Raw genomic sequence first — 15407 nt, 5'->3', positions numbered from 1 at the left:
AGCGGGGTCCTCAGAGATCCAGGGTCAGGTCGGTGGTCGGCGCGCTCACGCAGATCCGCACCGGCACGGCCGTTTCGGACTGGGTGTCGCCGGTGCGCAGATGGCGGGTAGTGCCACTGACGCGTTCACAGGTGCAGCTGTTGCAGATGCCCATGCGGCAGCCGTGCTTGGGCGCGATGCCCTGCGCCTCCAGGCTTTCCAGCAGCGAGCGGCCGCGCGGCACGATCAGCCGCCGGCCGCTGCGGGCCAGGGTCAATGCGACCTCGCCCAGGCTGTCGGCATCACTGAGTGCTGCCGGTGGGGTAAAGGCTTCCGCCTGGAAGCCGGCCACGTGCTGGGCCAGCCGCGTGCGCGCGGCGGCAACGAAACCGTCCGGGCCGCAGGCCAGTACATGGCGCTGCGCCAGCGGGGTGTCGTCACCGGCAACGGCCAGCGTGTGGCTGTCGATACGCGCAGCCGGCACGTCGCCTTCGCGGGTGGTCAGCAGGTGCACGCGCAGGTTCGGATGCGCCGCAGCCAAGGCCAGCAGTTCATCGCGGAACTGGAACGCCGCTGCGCTGCGCTCCCAGTAGAACAGGTCGACCGGCGCAGCCAGCGGGCGCTGGCAGGCGTCGCGCAGCAGGCTGCGCATGGGCGTGATGCCGCTACCGGCCGCCAGCAGCAATACCGGCGCGGCGGCAGGCATGTGGAAATCACCGAAGGCCGCGTCCAGCCGGAACAGGTCGCCCGGCGTGGCATGTGCGACCAGATGCTGGCTGACCTTGCCGCCTTCCACCGCCTTGACGGTAATGGCCAGCTCGCGGCGGCCCAGGCGGGTCGGGCTGTAGCTGCGGCGCAATACACGCCCCTCAAGCTCAACGCCGAGGGTGACGTGCTGGCCGGCGCGCATCCCGGCCCAGTGCCGGTTGCAGCGCAGGACCAGGGTCGCGGCGCCCTCGCCGGCCGGCTCGCGCCGTACCAGGCGGGCCATCGGCTCACGCAGGGTCCACAACGGATTCAGCTGGCCCGCCCAGAAGTCGAACAGCGACGGCGACAGCCAGCGGTACGGGGAAAGCAGGGAAGGTCGGACGACAGCGCTCATGGGCGCACTATACGGCCGCACACACAGCTGTGTATACATGTGTATATTGCACCGGATTGGGTATGATTCAGCCTTGCCCCACCGGAAGTGCCATGGCCGCCGCCACCGTTCTGTCTCCGCCTGAAGATGCCAACAGCCCGGCCCGCCGTACGGTGAGCCGCGAGGATCTGTTGGCCGCCGCGTTGAAACTGATCGGCCCGCATCGCAGCCTGTCCACCCTCAGCCTGCGCGAAGTCGCGCGCGAGGCCGGTATCGCACCCAACAGTTTCTATCGACAGTTCCGCGACATGGACGAACTGGCCGTCGCCCTGATCGACGTCGCCGGGCGCTCACTGCGCACCATCATCGGCGAAGCCCGCCAGCGCGCTACGTCCAGCGCCACCAGCGTGGTGCGCGTGTCGGTGGAAACCTTCATGGAACAGCTGCGCGCCGACGACAAGCTGCTGCACGTGCTGTTGCGCGAAGGCGCGGTCGGCTCGGACGATTTCAAACACGCGGTCGAACGCGAACTGCACTACTTCGAAGAAGAGCTGCAGCACGACCTGGTGCGCCTGGCCGCACTGGATGGCGCGGTGCTGTACAAGCCGGAACTGGTGTCGATGGCGATCACCCGGCTGGTGTTTGCAATGGGCGCTTCGGCCATGGACCAGCCCCCGGAGAACGACCCGGAACTGGTCGAACAGATCTCCACGATGATCCGCATGATCATCGTCGGCGCGCGCACTCCCGCCGCCTTCCGTCGCGGCTGACCCCTTCCGGGGCATGACCACCGGCACGCTTCCGTGCGCATTGTGTAATGTTATAACACTCGAATTCGAGTAAAGACCACGGTTCCGCCGCGAGCTGAAACGGTAATATAGCAATTGCTATATTGATGACCTTCTGCTTTCATGTGCGCCAGCCAGGTCGCCCTCGCCGCCCTCCCTCCCCAAGGACGACGCCCTCATGCGCATTGCTGCCTCTCTTCTTCGCCGGCTGCCGCTGGCTGCCGGTATCGCCGCCGCCCTGCCACTGGCCGCAGTCGCTGCACCGCCCTCTCCTACCGAGCTGGACCGGGTGCAGGTGAAAGTCAGCACCGCCACCCGCAGCGAACGCCTGCTGTCGGACGTACCGATCCGCACCGAAGTACTGCGCAAGGAAGACATCGCACTGCGCGCAGCCACCGATTTCTCCCGCGCGGTGGAGCTGATCAACGGCCTGCGGGTGGAAAGCAACTGCCAGAACTGCAACACCAGCGAGGTGCAGCTGCTGGGCCTTCCCGGTGCCTACAACCAGTTGCTGTTCGATGGCATTCCACTGCTGTCCACGCTGGGCAGCGTGTACGGGCTGGAACAGATTCCCGCCGGCTTCGTCGACCGCATCGAAGTGGTCAAGGGCGGTGGTTCGTCGCTGTACGGGCCGGGCGCGGTGGCCGGTGTCATCAATCTGATTCCGCCGCTGCCTGCACGCAGCGGTGGCCATGTGCAGGCCGGCGTGGATGTGCTGAAGGGCACGCCGCAGAAAAACGCCGACGTCCGTCTGGATCTGGTCGCCAGCGAAGCCGACGCGGGACTGTCGGTGATCGCCCAGCGCAACTGGAACAGCGGCATCGACTACAACGGCGACGGCTATACCGAGATCACCCGCAAGAACCTCAAGGTCGGTGGCCTGCAGGCCTGGTATGCGCCGAATCCGGGCACGCGCCTGCGGCTGGACCTGCAGGTGACCGATGAGAGCCGTCGCGGTGGCAATCGCCTCGACCAGCCCGAACACCTGGCCAACATCGCCGAATCGCTGGATACCAACTACCGTCGCGGCAGCCTGTCATGGGACCAGGAAGTGAACAGCGACGTCGACTTCCGTCTGGCCTACGCCTTCGCTGACATCGACCGCGACAGCTTCTATGGCGGTCTTGGCGATGTGGTCACCGATCCATCGGCGCCCGGCTACGATCCTTCGCAGCTGGACCCGAACGTGCCCGGCAGTGCCGCATCACGCTCGTGGCGCCAGTACGGGCGCACCCACAACCCGCTGCAGTACATCGACAGCCAGTTGAACTGGCGGTTGGGTGCACACACGCTCGCGTTCGGCGTGCAGTACAAGCATGAGGGCCTGCGTGACGACAACCGCGATGGCGCCGGCCAGCGCCTGGCCGTGCTCGAGGATGCGACGTTCCACAACCTCGGCGCGTTCGTGCAGGACGAATGGAGCGTACGCGATGACGTCGACCTGGTGCTGGGTGCGCGCGTGGACAAGAGTTCGGAACTGGACAGCGCCGTGTTCTCACCGCGTATCGCCCTCGCCTGGCAGGCGACTCCCCGGCTGAAATGGCGTGCGGGCATCGCCACCGGCTTCCGTGCGCCGGAAATCTTCGTCGAGGATGTCCACGTCGATACCCTCGGTGGCGAACAGGTGCGCGTGCGCAACACCCGTGGCCTGAAGGAGGAGCGCGCGCTGACCACCCTGTTCGGATTCGACTGGCGCTCCGACCCGGCCGACCCGGTATGGAGCTGGGATGCCACCGCGTCCTACGCACGCATCCGTGACACCTTCGCGCTGGGCGAGATCCAGCGCGGCGATGATGGCCAGCTGACACAGCTGCGCTACAACGCGTCCGGCTCGAACGTACTGGGCATGGAAACCAACGTCGGCTGGCAGCCCTCTCCGCAATGGCGGCTGACTGCCGGCGCGTCGTGGTACCGCTCGCAGTTCCGCGAGCCGCAACGCATCTTCGATGACACCGCCGACGGCGGCGATACGGTGATCGACAGCCGCGACTACCTGAAGACGCCGCGCTGGACCGGCGTGGCCCAGCTCAGCTGGATGCCCGCCGAACCCTGGGAGACGTTCCTGGCGCTGCGCCACACCGGATCGATGCCGGTGCTCAACAACCGGCTGGGCGAGCTGCACCGCACCCGCGCCTTCCTGGTCACCGATCTCGGCGCGCGCTGGCATCGCCACCTGGGCGCGCAGGCACAGCAGGAAGTGTCGGTGGCGGCCGGGGTCAAGAACGTGTTCGACCAGCGGCAGAAGGATCTGGAAAGCGGCGCGCTGCGCGACAGCGACTACGTGTACGGTCCGCGTTTCGCCCGCTCGTGGTACGTGAACCTGCGTTATGCGTTCTAGGTGGCTGCCCGCGCTGCTGCTGGCACTGGCATCGCCGGCCGCGGCGGCCGACCTGCACGCGCAGGTCTCCGCGTCGCTGATGCGGCCAGAGCCACGTGCCCTGCGGCCGGTGCAGTGGTCGCCACCGCCGAAGCTGATCGCGCTGTACTTCGGTGCCGACTGGTGCGCGCCCTGCCACGCCTTCGTGCCGACCCTGCGCGGCGTGCGCGACGCGCTGCGCGAGGCCGGCGCCGATACCGAAGTGGTGTATGTCAGCCTGGATGAAAGCGAGGCGGCGTTGCGGCGCTACATGCAGCTGCAGGACATGCCGTGGCCGGTGCTGGACCCGCGTCGCGCGAAGCGCATGCCGGCGCTGCAGGCATTGGCGGGCCCGGCCCCGCCCAACCTGGTGCTGATCGATGCGCAGGGCACGGTGCTGGCCAATGGCTGGCAGGGGCGGCGCTACAGCGGGCTGCAACCGGTATTGCAGCAATGGAGGAAGCGGGCGTGTGCGCAACAGCAGGCGCGCTGCCCCACTGGCGGCATTCAACCCCGGTAGCGCCGGGCATGGCCCGGCGCTACCGTTCGGTGGAACCGCCCTCGGCCTTGCGTACGAATTCGTCGAACAGAGCCAGTGTCTGTTCACTGACGTGGTGCTCGATGCCTTCGGCATCACGCCGCGCGGTATCCGCGTCCACGCCCAGCGCCAGCAGGAAGCGCTCCACGGTCTGGTGGCGCTGGCGGCTGGCATGGGCCAACGCCTCGCCCTCCGGGGTCAGGAACACGCCGCGGTATGGGCGCTGCACCACCCAACCGTCACGGGCCAGCCGGCGCAGCATCTTCGCCACGGTCGGCTGGGCCACGCCGAGACGGGTAGCGATGTCGACCTGGCGGGCCTCGCCGCCGTCGGCCAACAGATCGGAGATCAGCTCGACATAGTCCTCCACCAGTTCCATCCGGTGTGCCTCGCGCACTTGCCGGAAGCTCTCGACCTGGCGCTCGGCCTCGATCAAGGGGGTGCTCTTCAGCGATGTCGAATCGTCCGTCTTGCCCACGCGTGTGCCTGTCCTGCAGTTGTCATCGGGTGCGAACCTGAATTCTGGACCAGTGACGCAGTAAAGACGATTGTTTCACATTGCTATGCGATATAGCAGTGGCTATATTGGCAGTCATGAACACCGTCGCACCCACCGATTCTGCCGCCTCCACTCCGGCCAGCCTGGGTGCGCTCAACGCTTCGATTGCCGTACCCGACAAAGGCCATTGGTGGTTCCGGCTGCTGGCCTTCCTTGGCCCGGGCTACATGGTGTCGGTCGGTTACATGGACCCGGGCAACTGGGCCACCGATCTGGCAGGCGGCTCGCGCTTCGGCTACCTGCTGCTGTCGGTCATCCTGATCTCCAACCTGATGGCAGTGATCCTGCAGGCGTTGTCGGCACGGCTGGGCATCGCCACCGGCATGGACCTGGCGCAGGCCTGCCGTGCGCGCTACCCCAAGCCGGTGAACCTGGCGCTGTGGGCGCTGTGCGAAGCGGCGATCATCGCCTGCGACCTGGCCGAAGTGATCGGCACGGCCATTGCCTTGAAACTGTTGTTCGACCTGCCGTTGCTGTGGGGCGCGGTGATCACCGCGCTGGACACGCTGCTGGTGCTGCTGCTGATGAACCGTGGTTTCCGCGCGCTGGAAGCCTTCGTGATCGCGCTGCTGCTGGTGATCTTCGGCTGCTTCATGGTGCAGATCGCGCTGGCCGCGCCGCCGGTGATGCAGGTGCTGGGCGGTTTCATTCCGCGCGCGCAGGTGGTCACGGATCCGCATGCGCTGTACATCGCCATCGGCATCATCGGTGCCACGGTGATGCCGCACAACCTGTACCTGCACTCTTCCATCGTGCAGACCCGTGCCTATCCACGCACCGATGAAGGCCGTCGCAGCGCGCTGCGCTGGGCAGTCACCGACAGCACCGTTGCCCTGACCCTGGCGCTGTTCATCAACGCCAGCATCCTGATCCTGGCGGCGTCGGTGTTCCATGCCAATGGCCGCTTCGATGTGGAAGACATCGAGCAGGCGCACCAGTTGCTGGCGCCGATGCTGGGCGTGGGCCTTGCCTCGACATTGTTCGCCGTGGCGCTGCTTGCTTCCGGCTTGAACTCCACCGTGACGGCGACACTGGCCGGGCAGATCGTGATGGAAGGGTTCCTGCGCCTGCGCCTGCCGCCGTGGCTGCGGCGCTTGATCACCCGCGCGCTGGCCATCATCCCGGTGGTGGTGGTGATCATGCTGTTCGGCGACCAGGGCGCGGTGAAGCTGCTGGTGCTGAGCCAGGTGGTGCTGTCGATGCAGCTGCCGTTCGCGATCATTCCGCTGGTACGGATCGTCACCGACAAGATGACGATGGGTGCGCTGGTGGCGCCGCGCTGGCTGGGCAGCATCGCCTGGGTGATCGCGCTGGTGATCGTGGTGCTGAACGTGAAGCTGCTGGTGGATACCTTCGCCGGCGGTTGATCCGCGCGCCCGGGCTCGGATCCCTTGCCACAGGCAAGGGCTCTGACCCCGATGATCGAAGCCATGCGTCGAAGTGGGGTCAGAGCCCTAGCCTGCGGCGAGGGATCCGACCCTGATCCTGGGCTACAGGAACTCCGCGATTGCCGCTTCGATCTGCTGCGGCGACTGGAAGCCCGGCATGCGCATGCGTTCGTCACCGTCCAGGAACAGCGACAGCGTGGGGGTCTGCCGCAGCCCCAGATCGCGGAAGAACGCCTCGCCCACCACTTCCAGCTGTACCCGCAGCAGGGTCGTGCCCTGCCCTGCAGTGCCGCTGGCCACCCGCTGCAGCGACATGTCCAGCATCCGGCAACCCGGGCACTGGTCCTTGTGGAAGTCCACCAGCACGCGCGGATGGTCGGCCAGCAACTGCTGGAACTGCTCAGGCGTGGTGGCGTCGATGATCTGCATCGGTGGTGCTCCAGTAATGATCCAGGACCGCGTCGGTCCAGCTGTTGATGGCCGCGGCATGCCGCCGGCCATGTGGCATCTGTTCGATCTCCAGCGGCGGGTAGCCGCTGTGGAAATAGCGGATCAGCCGGTGCACCGCACCGCAGTAGTACTCCTGCCCCCACTGCGTTTCGCCGGTGCCGAACACCGCCACCTGGCGCGGCCGCTGGCCGCGCTCGGCGATACCTGCCACCCAGGCCTTCATCTCCGACGGCGTGCGCCCGGCGTTGTCGGTCCAACAACCGAGCAGCAACAGGTCGGCCTCGTCCACCGGCAGCGGCGGGCACTGGCGCAGGTCGTCGGCGTCCTGCCAGTGCACGGCGTGGCCTGCGGCCCGGCAACGCTCGGCGATGTGGCGGCCGAGCTCGCGGGTGTTGCCACTGAGCGACGCCACCACGATCAGGATGCGCAGCCCCGGGCCGCGTTCAGAGGTCGTCGAAGCCGTTGTCGACGTTGGTCTTCTTGTAACTTGCATTGCGCATCTCGAAGAAGTCGGTCTTGGTCTCGGTGAAGTTGTCGGCGTAGGCCTTGATCCACGGCATCACGTTGTCGGTGGTGTCGCTGTACAGGCGCTCGATGCCGAGCATGCCGGCCATCTTGTTGGCGCGGTACTTCACGTAGCGCACCATCTCGTCCACGTCGATGCCGTCGATGCCATCCAGCACCTCCGCCGACCATTGGGTTTCCAGTTCGATGGCATGTTCGAACGACTGGTGCACGTAAGCGGTCAGCTCGTTGGTCTGCAGCTCTGGATTCTCGCCGATGATGGCGCGGATCAGCTCGCTGATGAACTTGGTGTGGGCCAGTTCGTCACGGTTGATGAAGCTGATGATCTTGCCGGTGCCGTTCATGCGGTTCTGCCGCACCATGTTGTAGAAGTACGCGAAACCGGAATAGAAGTTGATGCCTTCCAGGATCGAGGACTGGATCAACGACTTCAGCAGGGTTTCGGCGGTCTTCTCGCGCATGAAGTCGTCGTAGGCCCCCATGATCGGCGCGTTGCGCTTGATGATGGTCGGGTGGGTGCGGGCGATCTCGAAGATGCGGTTCTGGTTGGGAAGATCGGTGATCGAGGCCAGCACGTAGCTGTAGCTCTCGTTGTGGATCACTTCCTGCTGACCGATGATCGCCGCGTTGGCGTGCGCGGCCGGGTCGGTGATGTATTCGGCGACGTTGTAGATGAAGCGCGTCTGCGGCGAATCCAGCGTGGCCAGCAGGCCGATGATGGAATCGTAGGCATTCTTCTCGCGCGCATTGAGCTCGCCGTACTGGCGTGCATCCACCTTCATGTCCACCTCGTCGGGGATCCAGAAGTTGGTCGACAGCTCCTTGTAGGCGCGATAGAACGACGGGTAGGGAATGTCGTTCCAGTTCAGGATGCCGCTGGTGCGGCCGTTGATGATGCCGGTGCTGCGGTTGGGGTGGCGCGGTTCGAGGATCTTGATGCGGTCGAGGGGTGTTGCCATGGTCGTTCCTGCAGAGGTAGCGCCGGGCCATGCCCGGCGGAATTTACGGTGGCCGCGCGGTGCGCTCGCCGGGCATGGCCCGGCGCTACCGCGGCTGGGGCGCAGCGGTCAGCTCGAGCACCACTCGCATTCGCTGATGTCGATGTCGTTGGAGCGCACGTAGTAGGTGGTCTTCAGCCCTTCCCGCCAGGCACTCAGGTGCAGCTCCAGCAAGGTGGTGGCGCGGATCGTGCTCGGCACGTAGAGGTTGAAGCTGATCGACTGGTCCACATGGCGCTGGCGGCGCGCGTTCTGCCGCACGCTGGCGAACTGGTCAACCTTGTAGGCGCCCTTCTCGTAGTACGGCCAGGTTTCCAGCGACAGCCCGGGCGCAGCCACCGGCCGCCGGAAGTCCTTCTTTTCCTCGTAGTAGAACGCGCTGTAGATCGGATCGATCGACGCGGTGGAACCGGCGATCTGTGCGGTGCTCATGTTCGGTGCCACTGCCAGCAGCCAGCCGTTGCGCAGGCCGCTGCTCGCCACCTCGCGCGCAAGACTTTCCCAGGCAGCGCCGCTGTAATCGCGGTCACGGAAATAGTTGCCGTTGTGCCAGTCGCTGCCGGCGAACATCGGGTAGCTGCCCTTCTCCTTGGCCAGCTGCGCGCTGGCCTGGATGGTCAGGAAGTTGATGCGTTCGAACAGGCGATCGGACAGTTCCTCGGCCTCGGGCGATTCCCAGTGGATCGCCTGCTGTGCCAGCAGGTGGTGCCAGCCGAACGTGCCCAGGCCGATGGCGCGGTACTTGCGGTTGGTGATGGTGGCCTGCGGCACCGGCAGCGCATTGAGATCGATCACGTTGTCGAGCATGCGCACCTGGATCGGAATCAACCGCTCCAGCACATCCGTGGCCAGCAGATCCTCGGGGGCGGTGATGGCACGGCCGAGGTTGATCGATGACAGGTTGCAGACCACGAAGTCACCGGCACGGCGGGTGGTGACGATCTGGTCGCCGCTGACGATCTCCTGGATCATCCGCGTCGGGCTCATGTTCTGCAGGATCTCGGTGCACAGGTTGCTGGAATAGACCATGCCCGCGTGCTTGTTCGGGTTCTTCCGGTTCACTTCGTCGCGGTAGAACAGGAACGGATTGCCGGTTTCCAGCTGGCTTAGCATGATCCGCTTGAACAGGTCGATCGCCTTCACCGTGCGGCGGCTGATGCGTTCGTCGGCCACCAGTTCGGCGTAGCGGTCGCGGAAGCTGCCCTGCCCGCGCTTCTCGTCGTAGAAGTCCTGCAGGTACCAGCCCTTGGCCTGCTTCACCTCGTGCGGATCGAACAGGTACCAGTCGGCACGGCGCTCGACCGCCTCCATGAACAGATCGGGCACGCAGATGGCGGTGAACACATCGTGCGCACGCAGGCGCTGGTCGCCGTTGTTCAGGCGCAGGTCCATGAAGGCTTCGATGTCGCGATGCCAGATGTCCAGGTACACGGCCACCGCGCCCTTGCGCTGACCGAGCTGGTCGACCGACACCGCGGTGTTGTTGAGCTGCTTGATCCACGGCACGACGCCGCCGGACGAGTTGGGTACGCCGCGGATCGGCGCGCCACTGCTGCGCACGTACCCCAGGTACGCACCCACACCGCCGCCGTGCTTGGACACGCGGGCAATATCGGTGTTGGAGTCATAGATGCCCTGCAGGCTGTCATCGACGGTATCGATGAAGCAGCTCGACAGCTGACCACCGACCTTGCCGGCGTTGGCCAGGGTCGGCGTGGCCACCGTCATGTACAGGTTGGACAGTGCCCAGTAGGCCTCGCCCACCAGCTGCATGCGCCGCACGCGGCCGCTCTCACCCGGCCCGCCCTCGTTCTGCATCAGGTACAGGGCGATGGTCAGCCAGCGTTCCTGCGGCAACTCATACACCTCGCGGCTGCGGTCGGTGGCCAGATAGCGCGTGGCCAGCAGGTACAGGCCGTTGTAGGCGAACAGACGATCGCGCTCGGGGTCGATCATCTCGCCGGCCTGCTGCAGCTCTTCCTTCGAATAGCAGCGCAGGATGTCGTTGCTGTAGATGCCGCGGTCGGCCAGGCTTTCCTGCAGGCCCACGAAGGAGCCGTACTTCAGGCTGACGTCGTAGAAGCGGTTGCGGCTGGCGCGCTTGTACAGCCGGCGCAGGTACAGGCGTGCGGCGAACTGTTCCCATTCGGGTGCGACAAGATCGACGCGCGATTCCGCTTCGCGGATCAGCAGATCCACCAGATCATCGGCACTGATGCTGGGCTTGCGCTCGACCATCGCCAGCACCACGCGGCGGTAGTCGGCCACATCCAGCTGCGGCAGCTCGGCGTGGATGGTGTCGATGCTGCGCAGCAGGCGTGCCGCATCGTACGGCAGGCGACGATTGCCGGCTTCCTTGGTGATCCAGGTCGGCACGCGCTCGCCGCTGGCGCGCATGGCGTCGCCGGCGCCGGCCAGGTCGGCCACGCGGAAGGTACTGTCGGTCATGGTGGTGGAACTCCAGGCTCGTACGCGCGTCGGCGCCCGATGCCATGGCGGCCCTGCACGCGATACCGGCGCGCGGGGCGAACGGGTGAAGTGCCAAGGTGCAGGAACGTAGGTCGTCGGCATCTGCCTGCGCCTGCGGCCGGTATCCGGGCCGTGGGGGCGACCTGCGTCCGCACGGTGGCGGCCGCGTCGACACGGCAAGCCTTCAGGGGCGGGCCGCGGGACGTTTGCTGCATGTCCGGCGGCGGCGGCTGACCGGGAGTGACAGCCACAACATAGTGGGGATGTTCGGAGTCGTCAACACAAGATGCAGTAATCACGTCATGTCGCGACCATCGGTCGCAGGATGCCGTGTTGCACCTCCATCACCTTGTTGACGCCGCACACGTCCCCAGTTCGGTATCACATCAACTTTTCCGGAACACCGCTCATGCGCGCTGCCCAGTACTCCTCCTTCGGCGACCCGGCCGACGTCCTTGCCGTTGCCGACGCCGCACTGCCCGAACCCGGCCCCGGCGAGGTGCGCATCCGCACCGTGCTCGCCTCGATCCACAACCACGACCTGCTGACCGTGCGTGGCCTGTACGGCTACAAGCCGACGTTGCCGGCCATCGGTGGCAGCGAAGCACTGGGCGTGGTCGATGCGCTCGGCGAGGGCGTCGATGGCCTGCAGATCGGCCAGCGTGTTGCCGCTGCCTCGGTGCACGGCACCTGGGCCGAAGCGTTCATCGCGCCGGCGCGGATGGTGATCCCGATGCCGGAGTCGATCCCCGACGAAATGGCCGCACAGCTGATCGCGATGCCGCTGAGCGCGCTGATGCTGCTGGAGTTCCTGCGCGTCGAGCCGGGCCAGTGGGTCGTGCAGAACACCGCCAACGGTGCCGTCGGCAAGTCGCTGGCGATGCTGGCAAAGGCGCGCGGCGTGCACGTGGCCAACCTGGTGCGCAACGCGGAAGCGGTGGCGCAGCTGCAGGCGCTCGGCATCGATCACGTGTTCGATACCTCGGTGGACGGCTGGAAGGACCGCGTGCGCGAAGCCACCGGCGAAGCACAGGCCGCGGCTGCGGTCGATTCCATCGGTGGCGATGCCAGCGGCGACCTGGTCGACCTGCTCGGTCACCACGGCACCCTGGTCTCGTTCGGCGTGATGAGCGGCGAGCCGATGCGCATTCCCGCCGGTGGCCTGATCTACAAGGAAGCCACGGTGAAGGGCTTCTGGGGCAGCAAGGTCAGCCAGGCGATGGCGGTGGAAGACAAGCGCAGGCTGGTTGGCGAGCTGCTGAAGCGCGCGGCCGGCGGTGAACTGACCTTGCCGGTGGAGCGGATCTTCGCCCTGGACGACATCGCCCAGGCCGCAAAGGCCGGTGCTGGCTCGGGTCGCAATGGCAAGGTGCTGCTGCGCCCTTGATGGCTTGGCACACCTTTCTGTAGAGCCGAGCCATGCTCGGCTGCTTTCCCTCCGGCGTGCGGACCAACGGTCCGCACCCACCGGAGCACAGGCCACTCCGCCAAGGGCGGTGACTTTCGTTAAGAACCTGTGATGTATAACTGAATGCGCTTTCGTCATTGGAAGGCGCACTGACCCGCGTGCGGTACTGACGGCTCCTCCCCCGTTTGGCGTAGTCGCTTCCATGTATCGCACCACCCTGCTTTCCAGCGCGGTCGCGCTGGCCCTCGTCGCCGGCACTGCCGGCGCCGCTGAAACCGCCGATACCGGCAAGGACAGCACCACCCTCGGCACCGTGCTGGTGACCGGCTCGAACATCAAGCGCAGCGACACCGCCGGCCCCAATCCGGTGCAGATCGTCACCCGCGAGCAGATCCTGCAGACCGGCCGCTCCACCCTTACCGACGTGCTGCGCAACCTGTCGGCCAACGCCGGCAACAGCTTCGACGAACAGTACACCGGCAGCTTCGCTGCGGGCTCGGCGTCGATCGGCCTGCGCGGCCTGTCACCGAAGAACACGCTGGTGCTGGTCAACGGCTACCGCGTGGCCAACTTCGGCTTCGCGCTCAACACCCAGGACACCTTCGTCGACCTCAACGCGCTGCCGATCAGCGCGGTCGAGCGCATCGAAGTGCTGAAGGATGGCGCCTCGGCGGTGTACGGCTCGGACGCCATCGCCGGCGTCATCAACATCATCCTGCGCCGTGATTTCCAGGGCGTGGAAGTCGGCGGTGGCTTCGGCACCGCCACCCACGGCGGTTTGAACGAGCGCAAGGCCAACCTGCTGGCCGGCTTCGGTGACCTCGAGCAGCAGGGCTGGAACGTGCTGTTCGGGCTGGACCTGCTCAAGCGCGACCGCCTCGATGCTGACCAGCGCGCGTACACCCGCGACGGCGATTTCCGCGACAAGCCCGGTGGCCGCCTCGCCGGCTGGTCCACGGCCGGTGGCAACTGGCTGTCCAATCCACGTGCGCCGCAGCCGTTCTCGCCCTGCCCCGATGGCAGCGAGCTGCGTCCCTACAGTGACTTCGGCAGCACCCTGCCCGGCCAGGCCTGCGCCTTCAACGCGCAGCCATTCAAGACCCTGCAGCCCGGCGCCGAGCGCCTGCAGGCGTCGTTGAGCGCGACCTACCGCTTCAACGACAGCATCGAAGCCTTCGCTGATGTGCTGTACAGCCACAACAAGGCCGACCAGATCTTCAGCGCGCCGCTGACGGTCGGCCCTGGCCTGCGTGCCTACAATCCCGCCACCGGCACGTTGACCGATATCGCCGCCGTGCTGCCGGTCGGCCATCCGAACAATCCGGGCAGCGCGCCGCTGCCGTTCGAATACACCTTCTTCGATCTCGGCCCGCGCCTGAAGGACAACACCCAGGTGTTCTACCGCGCCCTGGCCGGCGTGCGTGGCACCGGTGAACGCTGGGACTGGGAAGTGGCCGCACTGACCTCGCAGAGCGCGCAGCGCGAGTACGTGGACAACTTCGTGGACCGCTACGCCTTCCAGCAGATCCTGCGCGATGGCAGCTACAACTTCCTCGATCCGTCCAGCACGCCGGGCGCACTGGACGACCTGCGCCTGCAGACCAAGCGTCCGGGCTGGTACAAGCTGCATTCGCTCAACATCAAGGCATCGACCTCGTTGTGGGAACTGCCGGCCGGTGCGATCGGCTTCGCCTGGGGCGCGGAATTCCGCAAGGAATCGCTGGACGCGCGCACCAGTGCGCAGGTGCTGTCCGGTACCGAGCTGCGCCCGGCGATCAACATCGTCGACGGCGAACGCCAGGTCAGTGCCGCCTATGCCGAGTTCAGCGTGCCGCTGCACCGCACGCTGGAGCTGCAGGTGGCCGGTCGCGGTGACCACTACGATGACTTCGGCAAGGCGTTCTCGCCGAAGTTCGCGCTGCGCTGGCAGCCGCTGGACAGCCTGCTGCTGCGCGGCTCGTTCTCGCGTGGCTTCCGAGCACCTTCACTGCCGGAGATCGCACCGGGGCAGACCATCAGCTACGGCTCGGTGGTCGATCCGTTCGATCCGCTGCAGCCCGGTGGCAGCCGTGGCGTGACCAACCTGCGCACCGGCAATCCGGACCTGAAAGCCGAACGCTCGCGCAACCTCAATGTCGGCGCGGTGTGGTCACCGGATGCCGATTCCAGCATCGGCCTGGACTGGTACCGCATCGAGCAGGACAACCTGGTCAAGCCGGACAGCGCGCAGTTCATCGTCAACAACCCGGACCTGTTCCCCGGCCGCGTGCAGCGCGATGCACAGGGCCGCATCCAGATCATCACCAACCAGTACGCGAACCAGGGCGAGCTGACCACCTCGGGCATCGACCTGGAAGCGAACCGTACTTTCCGCACCGATGGCTGGGGCAACTTCACCGTGGCTGGCAGCTGGACCCACCTGCTCAGCTTCAAGCAGCCGCTGGTGGCTGGACAGGCGCCCTATGACGGCGCCGGCAACAACCGCCATGGCGCGCTGCCACGCACGCGCGGCACCACGTCGTTGAACTGGGCGGTGGGTGACTGGAGCAGCACGCTGAGCCTGCAGTACGTGAGCGGCTATGACCAGCGCGTGGCCACCGCCACCAGCAATCCGGGCCTGCGCGACAAGGTCAAGCCATACCATCAGCTGGACCTGTACGTGGCCTACGAGGGCATTCCGAAGACCACGCTGTCACTGTCGGTGCTGAACCTGACCGACAAGGATCCGCCGTTCGATCCGGCCGGCGGCTCCAGCGGCTTCGACATCAGCCAGTACAACCTGCGCGGTCAGTTCGTTTCGCTGGGCGCGCGCTACCGGTTCTGATTGAACAGCAGGGGCGGCGGTGATGCGCCGCCCCGTTCGCGTTG

General features: G+C 66.3%; 12 protein-coding genes. 6 read left to right on the top strand and 6 right to left on the bottom strand.

Features of this window, described 5'->3' with window-relative positions; all coding sequences use genetic code 11:
• Positions 1–10 precede the first annotated feature (10 nt).
• On the bottom strand, positions 11–1120 hold the full coding sequence (locus tag H3005_RS08405) for a ferredoxin reductase (RefSeq protein WP_100552732.1): 1110 nt from the start codon (positions 1118–1120) through the stop codon (positions 11–13).
• 53 nt (positions 1121–1173) lie between these two features.
• Here H3005_RS08405 and fabR point away from each other — a divergent pair, with 53 nt between their 5' ends.
• The 3 genes from fabR (at position 1174) to H3005_RS08390 (ending at position 4724) form a co-directional block, all read left to right on the top strand.
• Positions 1174–1830, top strand: coding sequence for an HTH-type transcriptional repressor FabR (gene fabR / locus H3005_RS08400; protein ID WP_033831321.1), 657 nt, complete (start codon positions 1174–1176; stop codon positions 1828–1830).
• A 196-nt stretch (positions 1831–2026) separates the two neighbouring features.
• A complete protein-coding gene (locus H3005_RS08395) occupies positions 2027–4186 on the top strand; it encodes a TonB-dependent receptor (RefSeq protein WP_191077916.1) in 2160 nt (719 codons plus the stop codon).
• The gene (locus H3005_RS08390; RefSeq protein ID WP_191077915.1) at positions 4176–4724 is read left to right on the top strand and encodes a thioredoxin-like domain-containing protein; all 549 of its coding nucleotides are present in this window, start codon (positions 4176–4178) and stop codon (positions 4722–4724) included. Before H3005_RS08395 ends, H3005_RS08390 begins: the two co-directional genes overlap by 11 nt.
• 19 nt (positions 4725–4743) lie before the next feature.
• Here the strand turns inward: H3005_RS08390 and mntR are convergent, their stop codons facing one another.
• Positions 4744–5220, bottom strand: a complete 477-nt coding sequence (gene mntR / locus H3005_RS08385) for a manganese-binding transcriptional regulator MntR (protein WP_191077914.1) — start codon at positions 5218–5220, stop codon at positions 4744–4746.
• 116 nt (positions 5221–5336) lie between these two features.
• Here mntR and H3005_RS08380 point away from each other — a divergent pair, with 116 nt between their 5' ends.
• The gene (locus H3005_RS08380; RefSeq protein ID WP_191077913.1) at positions 5337–6668 is read left to right on the top strand and encodes an Nramp family divalent metal transporter; all 1332 of its coding nucleotides are present in this window, start codon (positions 5337–5339) and stop codon (positions 6666–6668) included.
• Between the two features lie 123 nt (positions 6669–6791).
• Here the strand turns inward: H3005_RS08380 and H3005_RS08375 are convergent, their stop codons facing one another.
• The 4 genes from H3005_RS08375 to H3005_RS08360 form a co-directional block, all read right to left on the bottom strand.
• Positions 6792–7118 carry a thioredoxin family protein gene (locus tag H3005_RS08375; RefSeq protein WP_108266582.1) on the bottom strand — a complete coding sequence of 109 codons (327 nt, stop codon included), beginning with the start codon at positions 7116–7118 and terminating at the stop codon, positions 6792–6794.
• Complete coding sequence (locus H3005_RS08370; RefSeq protein WP_223880162.1) at positions 7090–7569, bottom strand: flavodoxin; 480 nt, start codon at positions 7567–7569, stop codon at positions 7090–7092. Before H3005_RS08370 ends, H3005_RS08375 begins: the two co-directional genes overlap by 29 nt.
• A gap of 13 nt (positions 7570–7582) precedes the next feature.
• Positions 7583–8623, bottom strand: a complete 1041-nt coding sequence (locus tag H3005_RS08365) for a ribonucleotide-diphosphate reductase subunit beta (RefSeq protein ID WP_025878567.1) — start codon at positions 8621–8623, stop codon at positions 7583–7585.
• Positions 8624–8731: 108 nt separating this feature from the next.
• Positions 8732–11059, bottom strand: coding sequence for a ribonucleoside-diphosphate reductase subunit alpha (locus H3005_RS08360; RefSeq protein ID WP_223880161.1), 2328 nt, complete (start codon positions 11057–11059; stop codon positions 8732–8734).
• Positions 11060–11540: 481 nt separating this feature from the next.
• On the opposite strand from H3005_RS08360, the gene H3005_RS08355 reads away from it, so the two are divergent.
• Complete coding sequence (locus H3005_RS08355) at positions 11541–12518, top strand: zinc-binding dehydrogenase (RefSeq protein ID WP_100552738.1); 978 nt, start codon at positions 11541–11543, stop codon at positions 12516–12518.
• Positions 12519–12741: 223 nt separating this feature from the next.
• Positions 12742–15363, top strand: a complete 2622-nt coding sequence (locus tag H3005_RS08350) for a TonB-dependent receptor (protein WP_100552739.1) — start codon at positions 12742–12744, stop codon at positions 15361–15363.
• Positions 15364–15407: the final 44 nt, after the last annotated feature.

The sequence above is a fragment of the Stenotrophomonas sp. Br8 genome, assembly GCF_014763005.1.
Lineage (GTDB): Bacteria > Pseudomonadota > Gammaproteobacteria > Xanthomonadales > Xanthomonadaceae > Stenotrophomonas > Stenotrophomonas lactitubi.
This window is presented reverse-complemented; position numbering and strand designations above follow the sequence as displayed.